Origin of the sequence: Halomonas smyrnensis AAD6 (genome assembly GCF_000265245.1) — a bacterium.
Lineage (GTDB): Bacteria > Pseudomonadota > Gammaproteobacteria > Pseudomonadales > Halomonadaceae > Halomonas > Halomonas smyrnensis.
Map to the genome: position 1 here is coordinate 173,813 of NZ_AJKS02000001.1, position 16,010 is coordinate 189,822.

A 16,010-nucleotide genomic window follows, 5' to 3' on the forward strand; every position below is an offset into this window, starting at 1 on the left:
AGACTCCTCGGATCGGTGGGCGATGACAGCCTCGGAGTCTGTGGGCATAGTGGTTCCCTGATAAGAACCACTATTGGAGAAAACGATGGAACCGGTTGTCGCCGCGCGGGCCGACTGGCTCGGCGAGGCGCTGGGCATGGTGTTGGGCGAGACGTCCTCGCTGCCGCTGACGCGCCGCCTGTATCGGGCGCTGCGCGACTGGGTGCAGTCGGGGCGCCTGGCCAGCGGTGCCCGGCTGCCGTCTTCCCGCCGCCTGGCGCGGGAGCTGGGCGTGGGGCGCAACACCGTGCTGGACGCCCTCGACCAGCTGGTCGCCGAGGGCTTCCTGGAGGCCCGGCCCGGCGCCGGCACCTATGTGGCCGATCTGCCGTTTTCTCACGTCGAGGCGCCGTCGTCGGAAGCGTCGGCCGACCCATCGCCGACGGCGGCGCTGTCGGCCCGGGGCGAGCGGCTGCTGCGTCTCAGCGGCGCCTCGGCCGGGCACCACGAGGCCTTCCCGCCGGGGGTGCCGGCCCTCGACCGCTTCCCCGACGAGCTCTGGCAGCGCCTGCTCCGGCGCCACCGGCGTCGCGCCCCCGAGGCCTGGCGGGATTATCGCGCCGAGGGCGGCGTGCCGGCGCTGCGCGAGGCGCTGTGCGACTACCTGCGACTGTCGCGCTCGGTGCGCTGCCGCCCGGAGCAAGTGCTGGTGGTGCAGGGGGCCCAGCAGGGCTTCGAGCTGATCGCGCGGATGCTGGCCGATCCCGGCGAGGCGGTGTGGATGGAGGAGCCCGGCTACGGCGGCGCCCGGGCCTGCTTCGAGGCCTCCGGCCTTTCGCTGGTGCCGGCTCCGGTGGACGACGAGGGCCTGAATCCGGCGCGCGTGCCGGCGGGCCACGGCGACCCGCGGCTGATCTACCTCACGCCCTCCCACCAGTATCCCTGTGGCGTGACCATGAGCCTTGCGCGGCGACTGGCGCTGCTCGAGGCGGCCGAGCGGCACGGCGCCTGGATCGTGGAGGATGACTACGACAGCGAGTTCCGCTACGGCCAGCGGCCCGTCGCCGCCCTCCAGGGGCTCACCGAGGCGGCGCGGGTGATCTACGTCGGCACCCTCAGCAAGGTGCTCTATCCGGGGCTTCGGCTCGGCTACCTGGTGTTGCCGGCGCCGCTGGTGGAGCCCTTCCGGCGCGCCAACGCGAGGCTGCATCGCGAGGCGCAGTATCCGGTGCAGGCGGCGCTGGGCGAGTTCATCGCCGCCGGGCACTTCTCGCGGCACGTGCGCCGCATGCGCGAGTGCTACCGCCAGCGCCAGGCGCTGCTGCGTCACGCGCTGGCGCCGGCCGTGGCGCGGGGCCTGGTGCTGTCGGAGGGGCAGGCCGGCATGCATCTGGTGGCCTGGCTCGACGATCCCGCCCTCGAGGCGGCCCTGGTCGAGCGCGGCGAGGCGGCCGGCATCACCCTGTCGCCGCTGTCTGGTTTCTATCAGCAGGCGCCGGGGCGTCCTGGACTGGTGCTGGGCTACGCCGGCACCCGCGACGAGGAGATCCTGCGCGCCGGATGCTGGCTGGCCGAGGCCTGGCTGGCGCTGGTCGAGGGCGCCGATCGACGGAACTGATCGACGGGCACGGCCGAGCCCCCGGCGCCGGGCTCCATTCTTCTCCGACGGGAGGTGGCCGGCTCCGAGGGACGCCGTCACTGCCACCAGGCCACGCCTAACCCGACCAGCAGCGACAGCAGCATCGGCGGTGCGACCCGCTTGCCCAGCGCCGCGCTGCCGAGCCCGGCGGCCATGCCGGCCTTGATCAGGTTGTTGATCGAGGCGGCCAGGATGATGCCGAGCACCGCGGTCGATGGCGGGATGGCGTCCCGCGAGAGGCGGGTCAGCGACAGGGTGATGGCGTCCACGTCGGCCACGCCGGAGGCCGCCGCCAGCAGGTAGATGCCGGCATCGCCGAGCCAGGCCTGGAGCCACTGGCCGAGCAGCATGATCGCCGCCAGCAGCACGCCGAACAGCAGCGCCATGCGCAGTTCCAGCGGGTTCTGGTGGCGCTCGGGGCGCTCGATGCGTGCCTCCTGGCGATGGCGGCGCCACAGCACCAGGGCCGGCAGATAGAGCAGCAGGGTCATCAGCGCCACCGGCAGGATCAGGCGCGGCAGCAGCGCCGGATGGATCACCAGGCAGTAGAGCAGGATGCGCGGGAACATGGTGCCGCAGGCGATCAGCACGCCGGCCGCCAGCAGCGGCGCGAGGGTCGCCTGCTGGCGCGACAGGCGGCTGAAGTGCAGGGTCAGGGCGGTAGAAGAGCTGAGCCCAGCGAACAGGCTGGTGAACAGGATGCCCTTGGCGGCGCCGCCGAGGCGCATGGCGAAGTAGCCGATGAAGGAGATGCCGGCGATCATCACCACCATCCACCACAGTTCGCGCGGATTGAGCGCCTCGCCGGGGCCCAGGCCGCGGGCGGGGAGCAGCGGCAGCATCACCACCGTGATCAGCAACAGCTTCAGGCCCGCGTCCAGCTCGTGGGCCTGCAGGCGATTCAGCAGGCCGTGGATCTCGCGCTTGTTGTCGAGGATCAGGGCGGTCACCACCGCGCAGGCCGCGGCCAGCGCCAGGTCCACGGCCACCGCCACGGCGCCGAAGCAGAAGGTCAGCAGCAGGCCGACCAGGCCGGTGATGCTGTAGTCCCGACTCTGCGGCAGCCGCGCGCGATAGGCGCTGCCGGCCAGCGCGGCGACGACGACCAGCAGCAGTGGAAAGGCCCATTCGGTGACGGCCTCGGCGAGCAGGGCGGCGAGGCCGCCGAGCAGGCCGACCAGGGCATGGGTGCGCACCCCGGCGATGCGTTCGCCGGCCTTTTGTTCGCGCGCCACCCAGCCGCGCTCGATGCCGATCAGGGCGCCGAGCAGCAGGGCCACGGCCAGCCGGATGGCGGCGTCGTGCCCGGCGAGAAACTGCTGGGTGACCTCTTCCATGCGGCACTCCTGCATGCGATCGAGCCTGTTTCCAGCATAGGCGGTGGCGCCGGTCCGCTCGCGTTGGCCCGGTGCCTTGGCCGTCGATGCTCAGGCCTTGACGGGCACCGGGTGACGAGCTCGCCGAGCGCAAGAGGATGGGCTATACCGCAAATGAGGTGACCCTCGAGCCGTCCGGTGGCGGCGCAGCGGCTCTTTCATGCCATAGCGGAGGGAATTGTCATGCCCATGGAGCGCGTCAAACGCTTTCTCGACGAGAACGGCGTCAAATATGTCATCCAGCAGCACTCGCCGGCCTACACCGCCCAGGAAGTCGCCGAGGTGGCCCACGTGCCCGGCCGCCACTTCGCCAAGAGCGTGATGGTCGAGATCGACGGCCGATTGGCGCTGGCGGTGCTGCCGGCCACCGACCGGGTCGACCTGCAGCGCTTCGCTGGGGCCGTCGGCGTCCGCCGCGTCGAGCTGGCCAGGGAAGCGGACTTCCAGGACCGCTTTCCCGACTGCGAGCCGGGGGCGATGCCGCCCTTCGGCAACCTGTTCGAGATGGAGGTGTTCGTCTCGCCGCACCTGGCCGAGGCCGATCTGATCGCCTTCAGCGCCGGCAGCCACCACGAGGTGATGCAGCTGGCCTTCGGCGTGTTCGAGGACCTGGTGAAGCCGGCCGAAGTGGCGATGTAGGCGGATCGCGGTATCGCGATACGGGGCGTGGCGGCTGCGATGACCGGCGTGCCCGGCGGCTCAGTCCGCCGGGCGCTGCGGTGGGGCCTCGCGCTGCTTGACCTGCCAGGCCTCCAGCGAGAAGGCCGGCGCCGTTGATGGCGGCAGCGGCTCGCGGCCGAGGACGTGGTCGGCGCCCTTCTCGCCGATCATGATGGTCGGTGCATTGATGTTGCCGTTGGTGACGCTGGGCATGATCGAGGAGTCGATCACCCTGAGGGCCTCGATGCCATGGACGCGGCACTCGGGGTCGACCACCGCCATGGCGTCGGTGCCCATGCGACAGGAGCCGCAGGGGTGATAGGCGGTCTCGGCGGTCTCGGCGACCCAGGTGTCGATCTCGGCATCGCTCTGCACCCCGGGGCCGGGGGAGAGTTCCTCGCCGCGATAGGGGTCGAAGGCGGGCTGGGCGAAGATCTCGCGAGTCAGCCGCAGGGCGCGGCGGTAGTCGGCCCGGTCTTCCTCGTCGTTCAGGTAGTTGAAGAACATCGAGGGCGGGGCCTCGGGGTCGGCACAGGCCAGCCGTACGCGCCCGCGGCTGCGAGGCTTGTTGGCGCCCAGGTGGACCTGGAAACCGTGGCCCTCGGCGGCGCTGGAGCCGTCGTAGGCGATGGCGCCGGCCAGGAAGTGGTACTGGATGTCCGGGTAGCGCAGCCCCTCGCGGCTGCGGATGTAGCCGTTGGACTCGAACTGGTTGCTGGCGCCGAGCCCGGTCTTGAAGAAGAACCAGCGGGCGCCGATCAAGGCCCGGGCCAGCGGGTTGAGCCAGCCGTTGAGGGTGATCTTCCGGGTACAGCTCTGCTGCACCCAGACCTCGAGGTGGTCGTGGAGGTTCTCGCCCACCCCGGGCAGATTGTGGACCACCTCGATGCCGTGCTCGCGGAGGTGATCGGCGGGGCCGATGCCGGACAGCATCAGCAGCTTGGGCGAATTGAGGGCGCTGGCCGAGAGGATCACCTCGCGCCGCGCCCGCACGCGAAGCGTCTTGCCGCGCTGGCGGTATTCGACGCCCACGGCGCGCTTGCCGTCCATCAGTACCCGGGTGGTCAGGGCGTGCATCTCGAGCGACAGGTTATCGCGTGACAGCGCCGGCTTGAGGTAGGCGTTGGCGGTGGAGCAGCGCACGCCGTCACGCACCGTCATGTCCATGCGGCAGAAGCCTTCCTGGCGATAGCCGTTGTAGTCTTCCGTCTCGCCATAGCCGGCCTGGCGGCCGGCCTCGATGAAGGCGCGGTAGAGCGGGTTGGCCATGTTGTTGCCGTTGCAGACGCCGAGCGGGCCGCCGCTGGCGCGATAGGGATCGGCGCCGTAGAGGCAGTCCTCGGCGCGCTTGAAGTAGGGCAGCACCTCGGCATAGCTCCAGCCCACGGCGCCGCGCTCCACCCACTCGTCGAAGTCGCCGGCGCAGCCGCGCACGTAGGCCATGCCGTTGATCGAGGACGAGCCGCCGATCACCTTGCCTCGCGCCTGGTGAATGCGCCGCCCGCCGAGGCCGGGTTCCGGCTCGGTGTGGAACTCCCAGTCGAAGCGGGGCTTGTTGAGCGGGATCGAGAAGGCGATGGGCATCTGGATGTAGATGGAGTCGTCCTTGCCGCCGAATTCCAGTACCAGCACCTGGTGCTGGCCATCGGCGCTCAGCCGGTCGGCCAGCACCGAACCGGCCGAGCCCGAGCCGACGATCACGTAGTCCACGATCCGGTCGAAGGTCTCATCGTTCATGGCGTCGTTCCTCGTCGCGTCATCAGTCGCCGCTGGCGGAGGGGGCGTCGGGCATGGGGGCCTCCCCGCCGGGAAGCTCCCGCTGGGTGTGCAGGAAGAACAGGTGGCGTTCGTACTGGTCGAGGATGTCGGCGATCACCTGCTCCTTGGTGTAGCCGTAGATGTCGTAGCCCTGGCCGCCCTCGCCGATGTGCACCTGCATCCGGTAGTAGTGGGTCCCGGCATGGGTGGCGCGGATCGAGAAGGCGGGCATGGCGCAGCGATGCGGCCAGACCTGGTAGGTGAAGCTCGGCTCATCGCCGAGGTCGACGTTGAACTCGAGGTGTTCCTCCGCTCCCTCGCCTGCGACCAGGGCCGCGCTGACGCCCTGATCGCCGAGCACCTCGCGAATCTCCTCCATGGCCGGCCGGACCGCCTCGCCGAGGAAGCGCCGGGCCTGCTCGTGATTGGGGAAGTTCATGGCCCGCGAGAGGCGCCGGCGCCAGGAGTGTCCCGCGGCTTCGCCGGGCAGGCGGCTCGACAGGTGGCCGGCCATGCTGCCGCGCAGGCTGTCCTCCTTGAGGCCCTCGACCTTCAGCGCCTTGAACAGGCCGATCATCATCAGGAACAGCACGAAGGCGAAGGGCAGGCCGGTGATCACCACGGCGCTCTGCAGGGCGCCCAGGCCGCCGGCCATCAGCAGCGCCAGGGTCAGGATGCCGATGATCGCCGCCCACAGGATGCGCATCCAGGAGGGCGCGTCGTGGTTGGGGTCGGTGAGCACCGAGGTCAGGTTGGAGAGCACCAGCGAGCCGGAATCCCCGGAGGTGACGAAGAACACGATGGCCAGCACCGTGGTGACGCCGGTGGTCAGCCAGATCCAGGGGTAGTTCTGCAGGAACAGATAGATCGACGAGCCGGGATTGTTCATGGCCTGCTCGCCGAAGTCGGCGATGCTGGCGCTGCCGGCCATCACCAGATCGATGGCGCTGTTACCCATGATCGACATCCACGCCATCATGAAGGTCAGCGGCAGGATCAGGGTGCCGGTGACGAACTGGCGGATGGTGCGGCCCCGGGAGATGCGGGCCAGGAACAGCCCGACGAAGGGGCCCCAGGCGATCCACCAGGCCCAGAAGAACACCGTCCAGGCATTGAGCCAGTCGGCGGGCGGGTCGAAGGCGTAAGTGTCGAACGACAGCCGGACGAAGTGGGCCAGGTAGTCGCCGACGTTCATCACCAGGGCATTGAGCAGGAACAGCGTCTTGCCGGTGAACAGCACGAACAGCAGCAGCGCCACGGCCAGCGCCATGTTGAACTCGGACAGCCGGCGGATGCCCTTCTCGACCCCGGTCACCGCCGAGATCGCCGAGAAGACCACGATCAGCACCGCCAGCGCCGCCTGGGTGACGGTGTTCTCCGGCAGGCCGAACATGTAGTGCAGGCCAAAGTTGAGCTGGATGATGCCGATGCCGAGGCTGGTGGCGATGCCGAACACGGTGCCCAGCACCGCGGCGATGTCCACGGTGTGGCCGATGGGGCCGTGAATGCGGCGCCCGAAGAGCGGGTAGAGCGCCGAGCGGATGGTCAGCGGCAGGCCGTGGCGATAGCTGAAGAAGGCCAGCGACATGCCGACCAGGGTGTAGATGCCCCAGCCCGATAGCCCCCAGTGCAGGAAGGTCAGCTCCATGGCGTGGCGGGCGGCCTGTTGGGTGCCGCCCTCGCCGACCGGCGGGGCGAGGAACTGGGTCACCGGCTCGGCGATGCAGAAGAACAGCAGGTCGATGCCGATGCCGGCGGAGAACAGCATCGCGGCCCAGGTGATGACGTTGAAGTCCGGCGTCGAGTGCGCCGGGCCCAGGCGCAGCTTGCCGTAGCGAGAGAGTCCGATGCCGATCACGAAGACCAGGTAGGCCACCACCGCGAGGAAGTAGAACCAGCCGAAGCTGTCCGAGATCCAGGCCAGCACGGCATTGATGACGCCGCCGGCCGCCTCGGTGAAGAACATGGTCCACAGCGCGAAGGCAACGATGCCGATGGCCGAGCCGTAGAACACCACGGGGTTGATGCGATCGCGGGGCGATTCGCTGGGAGCGTCGGTATGGGCCATGCGTTGACTCCTTGTGGGCCTCGTCCTGGGCGGTGAGGCTTCGTCCGCAGCCGTGCCCGGGCGGGGCCGCCGGGGCGGAGGCCGAGGGGGCTCGACGGGACGCCTGGGGATATCTGGGTATAGGTAGGTAGCCGCACGGGCGTCAAGTGGCGTCTCGGGCACGGGGCATTCGACTTGCCACTTCGAGGGTGTCGCTTGATACTGTTTATAAATACAGTATTCGAAGGAGGCCGCCATGCCGCTATCAGGAGCGTCGATCGCCGTCGGGACAGGCCGTGCCGGATCGGCGCAGCCGTTACTGGGATGCCGGGTGCGAGCCGGTTTCCCGAGCCCCGCCGACGATCATCTGGACGTGGAGCTCGACCTGCACGCCCACGTGGTGCGTCGCCCGGCGTCGACCTTCTTCGTGCGCGCCGAGGGCGACTCGATGCTCGGCGACGGCATTCATGACCGCGACCTGCTGGTGGTGGACCGCAGCCTGGAGCCGCGGCCCGGGCGGGTGGTGATCATCGCCGTGGACGGCGAGCCCACGGTCAAGCGGCTGGTTCGGCGCGGCGACGCCCTGGTGCTGGAGGCCAGCAATCCGCGCTACGCGCCGATCCCGCTGGCCGGCCGCGAGTGCCACGTGTGGGGGGGGGTCACCCATGTGCTGCACGCCCTGCCGGGGGCGACACCGTGATCGCCCTGGTCGACAGCAACAACTTCTACGTCAGCTGCGAGCGGGTCTTCGACCCGCGCCTGGAGGGCCGGGCGGTGGGCGTGCTCTCCAACAACGATGGCTGCGTGGTGGCGCGCTCGGCGGAGCTCAAGGCGCTGGGCGTGGCGATGGGCATGCCGGCGCACCAGATTCCGCCCGCGCAGCGTCGCCGGATGACGCTGCTGTCCAGCAACTACGCCCTCTACGGCGACATGAGCCGGCGCGTGAACCGGGTGCTGGGCGAGTTTTCGCCGGCGATCGAGACCTATTCCATCGACGAGAGCTTCGTCGGCCTCGACGGCCATGAGCCCGACGACCTCGAGGCCTGGGGCCATCGGGTGCGCGGGCGGGTGCTGCGCGATACCGGCATCCCGACCTGCGTGGGGCTGGCGCCGACCCGGGTGCTGGCCAAGACCGCCAATCGCGTCGCCAAGACGCACCCCGCACTGGGCGGCGTCTGCCGCCTCGAGGCCGACGCGCCCGAGACCCGGCGCGTGCTCGAGGCGCTGCCGGTGCACGCGCTGTGGGGCATCGCCCGGCGCAGCGCCGAGCGGCTGGCGCTGCAGGACATCCACACCGCCTGGCAGCTGCGCCAGGCCGATCCCAAGCAGATCCGACGCACCTTCTCGGTGGTGATGGAGCGGCTGGTCTGGGAGCTGCGCGGCCGGCCGGCCATCGCCCTGGAGGACGTCACCGAGCCGCGCCAGCGGATCATGGTGTCGCGCTCCTTCGGCCGGTTGACCGGCGAGCAGGCCGAACTACGGGCGGCGATTCGCCAGCACGGCGCCCGGGCCGCCGAGAAGCTGCGCCGCCAGGGCAGCCGCGCCTGCGCGGTGCTGGTGTTCGTGCGCAGCGACCCGCACCGGCTCGGCGAGCGCCAGTACCGCAACGGCCAGGTGGTGGCACTGCCCGGCCCCAGCGACGACACCCGGGAGCTGATCGCCGCCGCCCAGCGCGGCCTGGCGGCGATCTTCCTCGACGGCGTGCGCTATCAGAAGTGCGGGGTGATGCTGCTCGACCTGGTCGACGCCGAGCGTCATCAGCTGTCGCTGCTGCCGGCCGGCGACGGCCCCGAGCGGCGGCGCGGCGAGGCGCTGATGGCCACCCTCGATCGCCTCAACGGCCGCATGGGCCGCGACACCGTGCGCTTCGGCGTGCCCGGCGAGCACGCCGCCTGGCCGCTGCGCTGCGAGCATCGTACCGCGCGCTACACCACCCGCTGGAACGAGTTGATGAGGGTCAAGGTGCGCTGAAGCCTCTCACGGATAGCGGCCGCTGCGGCGGTTTTCCACCAGTACCTCGAGGATGGCGTTGGCCTCGCGCATCACCGGTGAGGGGCTGCAGAGCCTCGACATCGGCGCCTCCTTCTGGGCCCTGGTGCTGGGCGTGTTCATCTCGCTGGTGTTCGAGACCAAGGACTTCGAGTTCATTCGCCGGGCCGCCCACGAGCCCAGCGCCTGACACCGGGCCCGCTTCGCGATACCGTCTTCTCCGTTGGTCCGTGGCTGCCTGGCAGTGCGGGCCTTTTTCCTCTCGCGGTGGCGCCGGCTCGGCGTCTCCGCCCGGATCTCGCCAAGGAACTCGCCATGCGACGCTTCAAGGACTGGTCGATTCCCGCCGTCACCGCCGGCTTCGTGGCGGTGCTGATCTCCTATGCCGGCCCGCTGGCCATCTTCTTCCAGGCCGCCCAGAGCGCCGATGTCTCGCCGGCGATGATGACCTCCTGGGTGTGGGCGATCTCGATCGGCGCCGCCGTGTCCGGCATCGGCCTCAGCCTGTGGCTCAAGGTGCCGGTGGTGACCGCCTGGTCGGCGCCGGGCACGGCGCTGCTGGTCACGCTGTTTCCGGAGCTCTCGCTCAACGAGGCGGTGGGCGCCTATCTCACCGCGGCGGCGGTGATCTTCGTGATCGGCGTGAGCGGCTCCTTCGATCGCATCATCCAGCTCATTCCGCCCGGCATCGCCAGCGCCATGATGGCCGGCATCCTGTTCCAGTTCGGGGTCGGCGTGTTCGAGTCGCTGGCCACGGTGCCGGCGCTGATGATCGGCATGCTGCTGGCCTATCTGGTGTTCAAGCGCCTGACGCCGCGCTATTGCCTGGTGTGGCTGCTGATCGTCGGCGTCGGCCTGGCCGTGGCCCTGGAAGGCGCGAGCCTGGATGGCGTCAGCGTGCAGCTGGCCTCGCCGACCTTCATCGCGCCCGAGTGGACCTGGCAGGGCACCCTCGGCCTGGCGATCCCGCTGGTGCTGGTCAGCCTGACCGGGCAGTTCCTGCCGGGCATGGCCATCCTGCGCACCTCCGGTTACAACACCCCGGCCCGGCCGATCGTCACCGTGGCCGGCCTGACGTCGCTGGTCACCGCCTGCTTCGGCGGCATCACCACGGTGATCGCGGCGATCACCGCGGCGATCTGCACCGGTGAGGAGGCGCACCCGGACCGCGACAAGCGCTACGTGGCGGGGATCGCCAACGGCCTGTTCTATCTGATCGGCGGCACCTTCGCCGGCACCATCGTGCTGCTGTTCACCTCGCTGCCCGGGGAGTTCGTGGCGGTGCTGGCCGGGTTGGCGCTGATCGGCGCCATCGCCAGCAACCTCAGCGACTTCGCCGCGCGCAAGGAGCATCTTGAGGCCTCGGTGATCACCTTCCTGGCCACGGCCTCTGGCGTCAGCTTCCTGGGTCTCGGCTCGGCCTTCTGGGGCGTGGTGATCGGCGCCGTCGCCTATAACGTGCTGCATCGCGGCTTCGCGCGGCGCGAGGAAAGGAAGCAGGTCCCGAAGACGCGCTAGGCCAGGCGTCGCGGGGCGTTGTGGCACTCGGCGGGACCGTGACGGGCAAGGTTTTTAGACTAAAGTCGTTAGACTAAGGTATAGTGTTATCGTCATCCATCGACGCAAGGAGTCACACCATGACGACTGCCACTGCCCGTCCTTCCCTGGCCAAGCGCTTCGGCAAGCGTGCCTACCGCGTACTGGAAGTGATGACCGAGAACGCCTATCGCAACTTCCAGAACCGCATGGCCTACGCCTACATCTAAGGCGCAGGGTTCGACCGGCACCTGATCCTGGCGGTCCGCGACCTCGCGGACGCCGGGTGCCGGCCACCTTTCCCTCGTTCCCGCTCCTGTTCTGCCGTATCTCGCCGAACGTCCATCCCCGATGCAGGGACTCCCCCCGGACGCGGCGCCCCGCTCAAGCCTCTCCCCATCCTGGCCGATAACCTTCCGACGCGTCAGGGAGGACGACTCGTGCCGTGAGGGGATGCAAGCCAGATGATCGATCGTGAAACCCGGCGTGGCCGCCGACCCGGCGGGCGTCTGTTCGTCTGCCTGTCGAGCGCGCTGCCGGATCTTTCCATTCGAGACGATTGCGGGCGCACTTTGCCGCCGCCGGAGGGCACCCTGCTGGCGGCCAGCGTCGGGCGCTGAGGCCTCTTGGCAGCGCGGCGTGTCGGGTCGTATGATGCCCGGCACGCCGGCGTAGCTCAGCTGGTAGAGCAACGCACTCGTAATGCGTAGGTCGGTGGTTCGAGTCCACTCGCCGGCACCAGAAAGACCATGAAAAACGGCCACTTGCGATTGTTCGTAGTGGCCGTTTTTGCGTTGGTGCTGGCGCGAGTGCCAGCCAGGTGCCGGTGAGGTGCCGTCAGGCCGGGGTGATCCGTCCGAGCGCGTCGCCGGCGGCGAGCGTGCTGCCGGCCTGGGCCTCGATGACGAGCGTGCCGTCGCGGCCGGCGACGATCTGGGTCTCCATCTTCATCGCCTCCATGATGGCGACGACCTGGCCCTCCTTGACCGAGTGTCCATCCTCGACCTGCCAGGCCAGCAGCGTGCCGCTGATCGGCGCGCTGATACCGCCTTCGTCGGCGTCCGCGGTGTCCTGGCCGGCGACCGCTTCTCCGCCGAGCGAGAGCCCCTGAAGCAGGCCGGTGGGCAGGCCGATGCGATGGCGCTTGCCGTCGATGTCGATCATGGCGTGCAGCATGCCGGGCTCGCTGGCCGGCGGCTGGCGGGGCGCCCACTCCAGGGCGTCGTCGAAGTCGGTCTCGATCCAGCGCGTATGCACACGGAAGGCGTCCTTGCCGGTGAAGTCCGGGTGTGCCATGACGGCGCGGTGGAAGGGCAGTACCGAGGCGACGCCCTCGATCTCGAACTGCGCCAGCGCCCGGCGGGCGCGGGCGATGGCCTGCTCGCGGGTGGCGCCGGTGACGATCAGCTTGGCCATCAGCGAATCGAAGTGGCCGGAGACGCTGTCGCCGCCTTCGACGCCGGTGTCGAGCCGCACGCCGGCCCCGCCGGGGGCACGGAAGGTGGCGATGCGCCCCGGGGTGGGCAGGAAGCCCTTGGCCGCGTCCTCGGCGTTGATGCGGAACTCGAAGCTGTGGCCGCGCGGCGCGGGCGACTCGCTGAAGGATAGCGGCAGCCCCTCGGCGATGCGCAGCTGTTCGAGGACCAGGTCGACGCCGGCGGTCTCCTCGGTAACGGGATGCTCGACCTGCAGCCGGGTGTTGACCTCGAGGAACGACAGGGTGCCGTCGCTGCCGAGCAGGAACTCGACCGTGCCGGCGCCCACGTAGCCGGCCCGGGCGCAGATGTCGCGGGCGGCGCGATGGATCTCGTCGCGCTGCTCATCGCTCAGGTGCGGCGCCGGCGCCTCCTCGACCAGCTTCTGATTGCGCCGCTGCAGCGAGCAGTCGCGAGTGCCGACCACCACGACCGTGCCGTGACGATCGCCCAGCACCTGGGCCTCGATATGACGGGGGCGGTCGAGGAACTGCTCGACGAAGCACTCGCCGCGTCCGAAGGCGGCCTCGGCCTCGCGCACCGCCGAGTGATAGAGCTCGGCGACCTCGTCCATGCGCCAGGCGACCTTGAGCCCGCGCCCGCCGCCGCCGAAGGCGGCCTTGATGGCGATCGGAAGGCCATGCTGCTCGGCGAAGGCCACTACCTCCTCGGCGCTTTCCACCGGGTCCTGGGTGCCCTGCACCAGCGGGGCGCCGGCTTCCAGCGCCAGCCGGCGCGCCTCGACCTTGTCGCCGAGCGCCTCGATGGTCTCGGGGTTCGGGCCGATCCACACCAGCCCGGCGGCCTCGACGGCGCGCGCGAAGTCGGCCCGCTCCGAGAGGAAGCCGTAGCCGGGATGCACGGCATCGACGCCGGCGCGATGGGCCGCATCCAGCAGCTTGTCGATCGACAGATAGCTCTCGCCCGGGCGCTCGCCGCCCAGCGCGAAGGCCTCGTCGGCCAGGCGCACGTGCATGGCGTCGAGGTCGCCGTCGGCATAGACGGCCACCGAGGCGGCGCCGTAGTCGCGGCAGGCGTGAATGACGCGCACCGCGATTTCGCCACGGTTGGCGATCAGCACCCTGCGGATGGGCCGATGCGCGGTGTGGGTGTCGGAGATGGCGTGATGGTGGTGGGGAGTGTTCATGAGGAGGCCTCGCCGCCGAGCGGTGAAAAGTCGGTGATCGGGTTGAAGCGGATATGGGCATCGGCAGGAATCTGCCCCGCCAGGTCCAGGTGATGGTCAGCCACGCAGGCGATCACCGGGTAGCCGCCCGTCAGAGGATGGTCGGCCAGGAACAGCACCGGCTGCCCGCTGGCGGGCACCTGGATGGCGCCGGTGACCGTGCCTTCGCTGGGCAGCTCGGCGTCGTCGGCGCGCTCGAGCGCTTGCTCGCCCTCCAGGCGCAGGCCGACGCGGTCCGATTGCGGGGTGACCCGCCAGTGCTGGGCGCAGAGCATCTCCCGGCCCCGGGCCGTGAACCAGTCGCTGCGCGGGCCCATGACCACATCCAACGTCACCGTCTGGCCGGACCGCGGCAGCTCCCGGCTGGGGGAGGGCTCGAGGGACAGCGCCGTGACCGGCAGGTCGGCCGCCCGCAGCTGGTCGCCGCGGGCCAGTGGTGCGGGCCCCAGCTTGGCCAGGGTGTCGGTGGCGCGGCTGCCGAGCACTGGGGCGACCTCGAAGCCGCCACGCAGGGCGAGATAGCTGCGAAGGCCGGCGCTCGGCGTGCCCAGCGTCAGGACGTCGCCGGCGGCCAGCTCGATGGGCCGGTCGCCGGCGGGGAGTTGCGTCTCGCCGGTCGCGGTGCGGATCGATACCGCCAGCGGCGCGCCGGCCAGGCCGATCAGCACGGGGCGATGGCAGCGCAGCCTGAGCCCGCCGAGTGCGATCTCGAGGGCGGCGGCATCCGAGGGGTTGCCGACGCGTCGGTTGGCGGCGCGCAGGGCGCCCTGGTCCATGGCGCCGGCCGTGGAGACGCCCTGGTCGGTCTGCCCCGGGCGGCCGAGGTCCTGGAACAGGGTCTGGAGGCCGGGCTGGATGACCTCCAGCATCGGCACAGGGAGGGCGCCGCCGTCGGCGCGGGAGGTGTCGCGAGCGGGCGTGTCGATGTCGGGCGCGGGCACGCTGGTGCGCTCGGGCGGGGCGTCGGTGGCGATGAAGCGGACCCGCATGCCGGGCTGCAGCAGGGCCGCCGGCGTGCGCTCGACGTCCCACATCTCCAGCGGCGTGGTGCCGATCAGCTGCCAGCCGCCGGGGCTGGCCGTCGGGTAGATGCCGCTGAAGGTGCCGGCCAGTGCCACGGCGCCGGCGGGAATCCGGGTGCGGGGCGTGGGGCGGCGCGGCACGTCGAAGCCGGCACCGCCCGCGAGATAGGCGAAGCCCGGGGCGAAACCGCAGAAGGCGACGCGATAGTCGTGCTCGCCGTGGCGCCGGATCACCTCGTCGGTGGTGAGGTCCAGCAGCCGTGCGACGTCATCGAGGTCCTCGCCGGCGTAGTGCACGGGAATCTCGATCCGCTCGCCCTGGCGATGGTCGCCGCCGCTCGGCGGCTGGGCGAGCAGGCCCCGGGTCAGCTCGGCGGCCGTGATGCGCTCTGGCGCGAAGTGCACCAGCAGCGTGCGTGCGGCGGGCACCAGCGTGGTGACCCCGGCGATCGGCGCTTGCTGAAGGCGCTCGTGGAGCCCGAGCGTCTGCGCCAGGTCGTCGAGCTCGACCAGCAGGGCGCGCTGGTTGACGGGAAGAATTCTCATGCTGGCTCCCGGGACGTTGCGGAACCGGTTCCGACGAAGGCACGCAGGTTTACGCCGGCGGCGAGCAGGCGCTCACGCACGGCCTGGGCCATGGCGATCGCGCCGGGGCTGTCGCCATGCACGCAGATGGAGTCGGCGGCGATGGCGACCTCGTCGCCTTCCACGCTTTCGAGCGTGCCATGCCGGACCAGGCGCAGCATGCGTTCGGCGACGAGATCGACATCGTGCAGCACCGCGCCGGCCTCGCGGCGCGAGACCAGCCGGCCGTCGCGATGGTAGGCGCGGTCGGCGAAGGCCTCGGCGGCGGTGGCGAGGCCGGCGTCCCGGGCCCAGTCGTTCAGCGGCGAGCCGGCCAGCGTCATCAGTACCAGGGAGGCATCGGCGGCCTGGATGGCCTCGATCACCGCGTCGGCCTGGCGCCGGTCGTGAGCGATGGCGTGATAGAGCGCGCCGTGCGGCTTGACGTAGCGCACGGCGGTACCGGCCGCGCCGGCCATGCCCTGCAGGGCGCCGATCTGGTAGATCACATCGGCGCGCAGCTCGTCGCTGGCGATCTCTATCGGGCGGCGGCCGAAGCCGACCAGGTCCGGGTAGCTGACGTGGGCGCCGACGGTCACGCCGTGCTCGGCGGCGGCGGCCAGGGTGCGGGCCATGCCGGCGGGGTCGCCGGCATGGAAGCCGCAGGCGATGTTGGCGCTGGTGACCAGGCCCAGCATGGCGTCGTCGTCACCCATGCGCCACTGGCCGAAGCTCTCGCCGAGATCGCTGTTCAGGTCGATGCGGGACATATGCGGACT

14 protein-coding genes and 1 tRNA gene are annotated in these 16,010 nt (G+C 70.5%); 9 read left to right on the forward strand and 6 right to left on the reverse strand.

What is annotated here, in order from left to right:
* The first annotated feature begins 85 nt into the window (after positions 1–85).
* Positions 86–1,597 carry a MocR-like pyridoxine biosynthesis transcription factor PdxR gene (gene pdxR, locus UYS_RS0200775; RefSeq protein ID WP_016853583.1) on the forward strand — a complete coding sequence of 504 codons (1,512 nt, stop codon included), beginning with the start codon at positions 86–88 and terminating at the stop codon, positions 1,595–1,597.
* 77 nt (positions 1,598–1,674) lie between these two features.
* Here the strand turns inward: pdxR and UYS_RS0200780 are convergent, their stop codons facing one another.
* A complete protein-coding gene (locus UYS_RS0200780; RefSeq protein WP_016853584.1) occupies positions 1,675–2,955 on the reverse strand; it encodes an MgtC/SapB family protein in 1,281 nt (426 codons plus the stop codon).
* A gap of 222 nt (positions 2,956–3,177) precedes the next feature.
* Here UYS_RS0200780 and UYS_RS0200785 point away from each other — a divergent pair, with 222 nt between their 5' ends.
* Positions 3,178–3,633 carry an aminoacyl-tRNA deacylase gene (locus UYS_RS0200785; RefSeq protein ID WP_016853585.1) on the forward strand — a complete coding sequence of 152 codons (456 nt, stop codon included), beginning with the start codon at positions 3,178–3,180 and terminating at the stop codon, positions 3,631–3,633.
* 60 nt (positions 3,634–3,693) lie between these two features.
* Here UYS_RS0200785 and betA read toward each other — a convergent pair whose 3' ends face one another.
* Entirely contained in the window at positions 3,694–5,391 is a 1,698-nt protein-coding gene (gene betA, locus UYS_RS0200790; RefSeq protein ID WP_016853586.1) for a choline dehydrogenase, read from the reverse strand.
* A 22-nt stretch (positions 5,392–5,413) separates the two neighbouring features.
* Positions 5,414–7,480: a choline BCCT transporter BetT gene (gene betT / locus UYS_RS0200795; protein WP_016853587.1), complete on the reverse strand. Its 2,067-nt coding sequence runs from the start codon at positions 7,478–7,480 to the stop codon at positions 5,414–5,416.
* A gap of 235 nt (positions 7,481–7,715) precedes the next feature.
* Between betT and UYS_RS0200800 the strand changes: the two genes are divergently transcribed.
* The 7 genes from UYS_RS0200800 (at position 7,716) to UYS_RS0200825 (ending at position 11,725) form a co-directional block, all read left to right on the forward strand.
* On the forward strand, positions 7,716–8,159 hold the full coding sequence (locus UYS_RS0200800; protein WP_026068260.1) for a LexA family protein: 444 nt from the start codon (positions 7,716–7,718) through the stop codon (positions 8,157–8,159).
* On the forward strand, positions 8,156–9,430 hold the full coding sequence (locus UYS_RS0200805) for a Y-family DNA polymerase (protein WP_016853589.1): 1,275 nt from the start codon (positions 8,156–8,158) through the stop codon (positions 9,428–9,430). The genes UYS_RS0200800 and UYS_RS0200805 overlap by 4 nt, the downstream gene beginning before the upstream one ends.
* A gap of 58 nt (positions 9,431–9,488) precedes the next feature.
* Positions 9,489–9,638, forward strand: coding sequence for a hypothetical protein (locus UYS_RS18310; RefSeq protein ID WP_016853590.1), 150 nt, complete (start codon positions 9,489–9,491; stop codon positions 9,636–9,638).
* 77 nt (positions 9,639–9,715) lie between these two features.
* The gene (locus UYS_RS0200815; RefSeq protein WP_272943080.1) at positions 9,716–10,966 is read left to right on the forward strand and encodes a benzoate/H(+) symporter BenE family transporter; all 1,251 of its coding nucleotides are present in this window, start codon (positions 9,716–9,718) and stop codon (positions 10,964–10,966) included.
* Between the two features lie 119 nt (positions 10,967–11,085).
* The gene (locus tag UYS_RS18955; protein ID WP_016853592.1) at positions 11,086–11,214 is read left to right on the forward strand and encodes a hypothetical protein; all 129 of its coding nucleotides are present in this window, start codon (positions 11,086–11,088) and stop codon (positions 11,212–11,214) included.
* Between the two features lie 234 nt (positions 11,215–11,448).
* On the forward strand, positions 11,449–11,604 hold the full coding sequence (locus UYS_RS18315; protein WP_156821515.1) for a hypothetical protein: 156 nt from the start codon (positions 11,449–11,451) through the stop codon (positions 11,602–11,604).
* 45 nt (positions 11,605–11,649) lie between these two features.
* Positions 11,650–11,725: transfer RNA gene (locus UYS_RS0200825), tRNA-Thr, on the forward strand.
* A 96-nt stretch (positions 11,726–11,821) separates the two neighbouring features.
* On the opposite strand, the gene UYS_RS0200830 is transcribed toward UYS_RS0200825, so the two are convergent.
* From UYS_RS0200830 to UYS_RS0200840, 3 genes are read right to left on the reverse strand one after another with little or no spacing between them, the layout of a single operon-like run.
* Positions 11,822–13,606, reverse strand: a complete 1,785-nt coding sequence (locus tag UYS_RS0200830; protein WP_016853593.1) for an acetyl/propionyl/methylcrotonyl-CoA carboxylase subunit alpha — start codon at positions 13,604–13,606, stop codon at positions 11,822–11,824.
* Entirely contained in the window at positions 13,603–15,213 is a 1,611-nt protein-coding gene (locus UYS_RS0200835; RefSeq protein WP_016853594.1) for a 5-oxoprolinase subunit B/C family protein, read from the reverse strand. The genes UYS_RS0200830 and UYS_RS0200835 overlap by 4 nt, the downstream gene beginning before the upstream one ends.
* Positions 15,210–16,001: a LamB/YcsF family protein gene (locus tag UYS_RS0200840; protein ID WP_016853595.1), complete on the reverse strand. Its 792-nt coding sequence runs from the start codon at positions 15,999–16,001 to the stop codon at positions 15,210–15,212. The genes UYS_RS0200835 and UYS_RS0200840 overlap by 4 nt, the downstream gene beginning before the upstream one ends.
* Between the last annotated feature and the right edge of the window lie 9 nt (positions 16,002–16,010).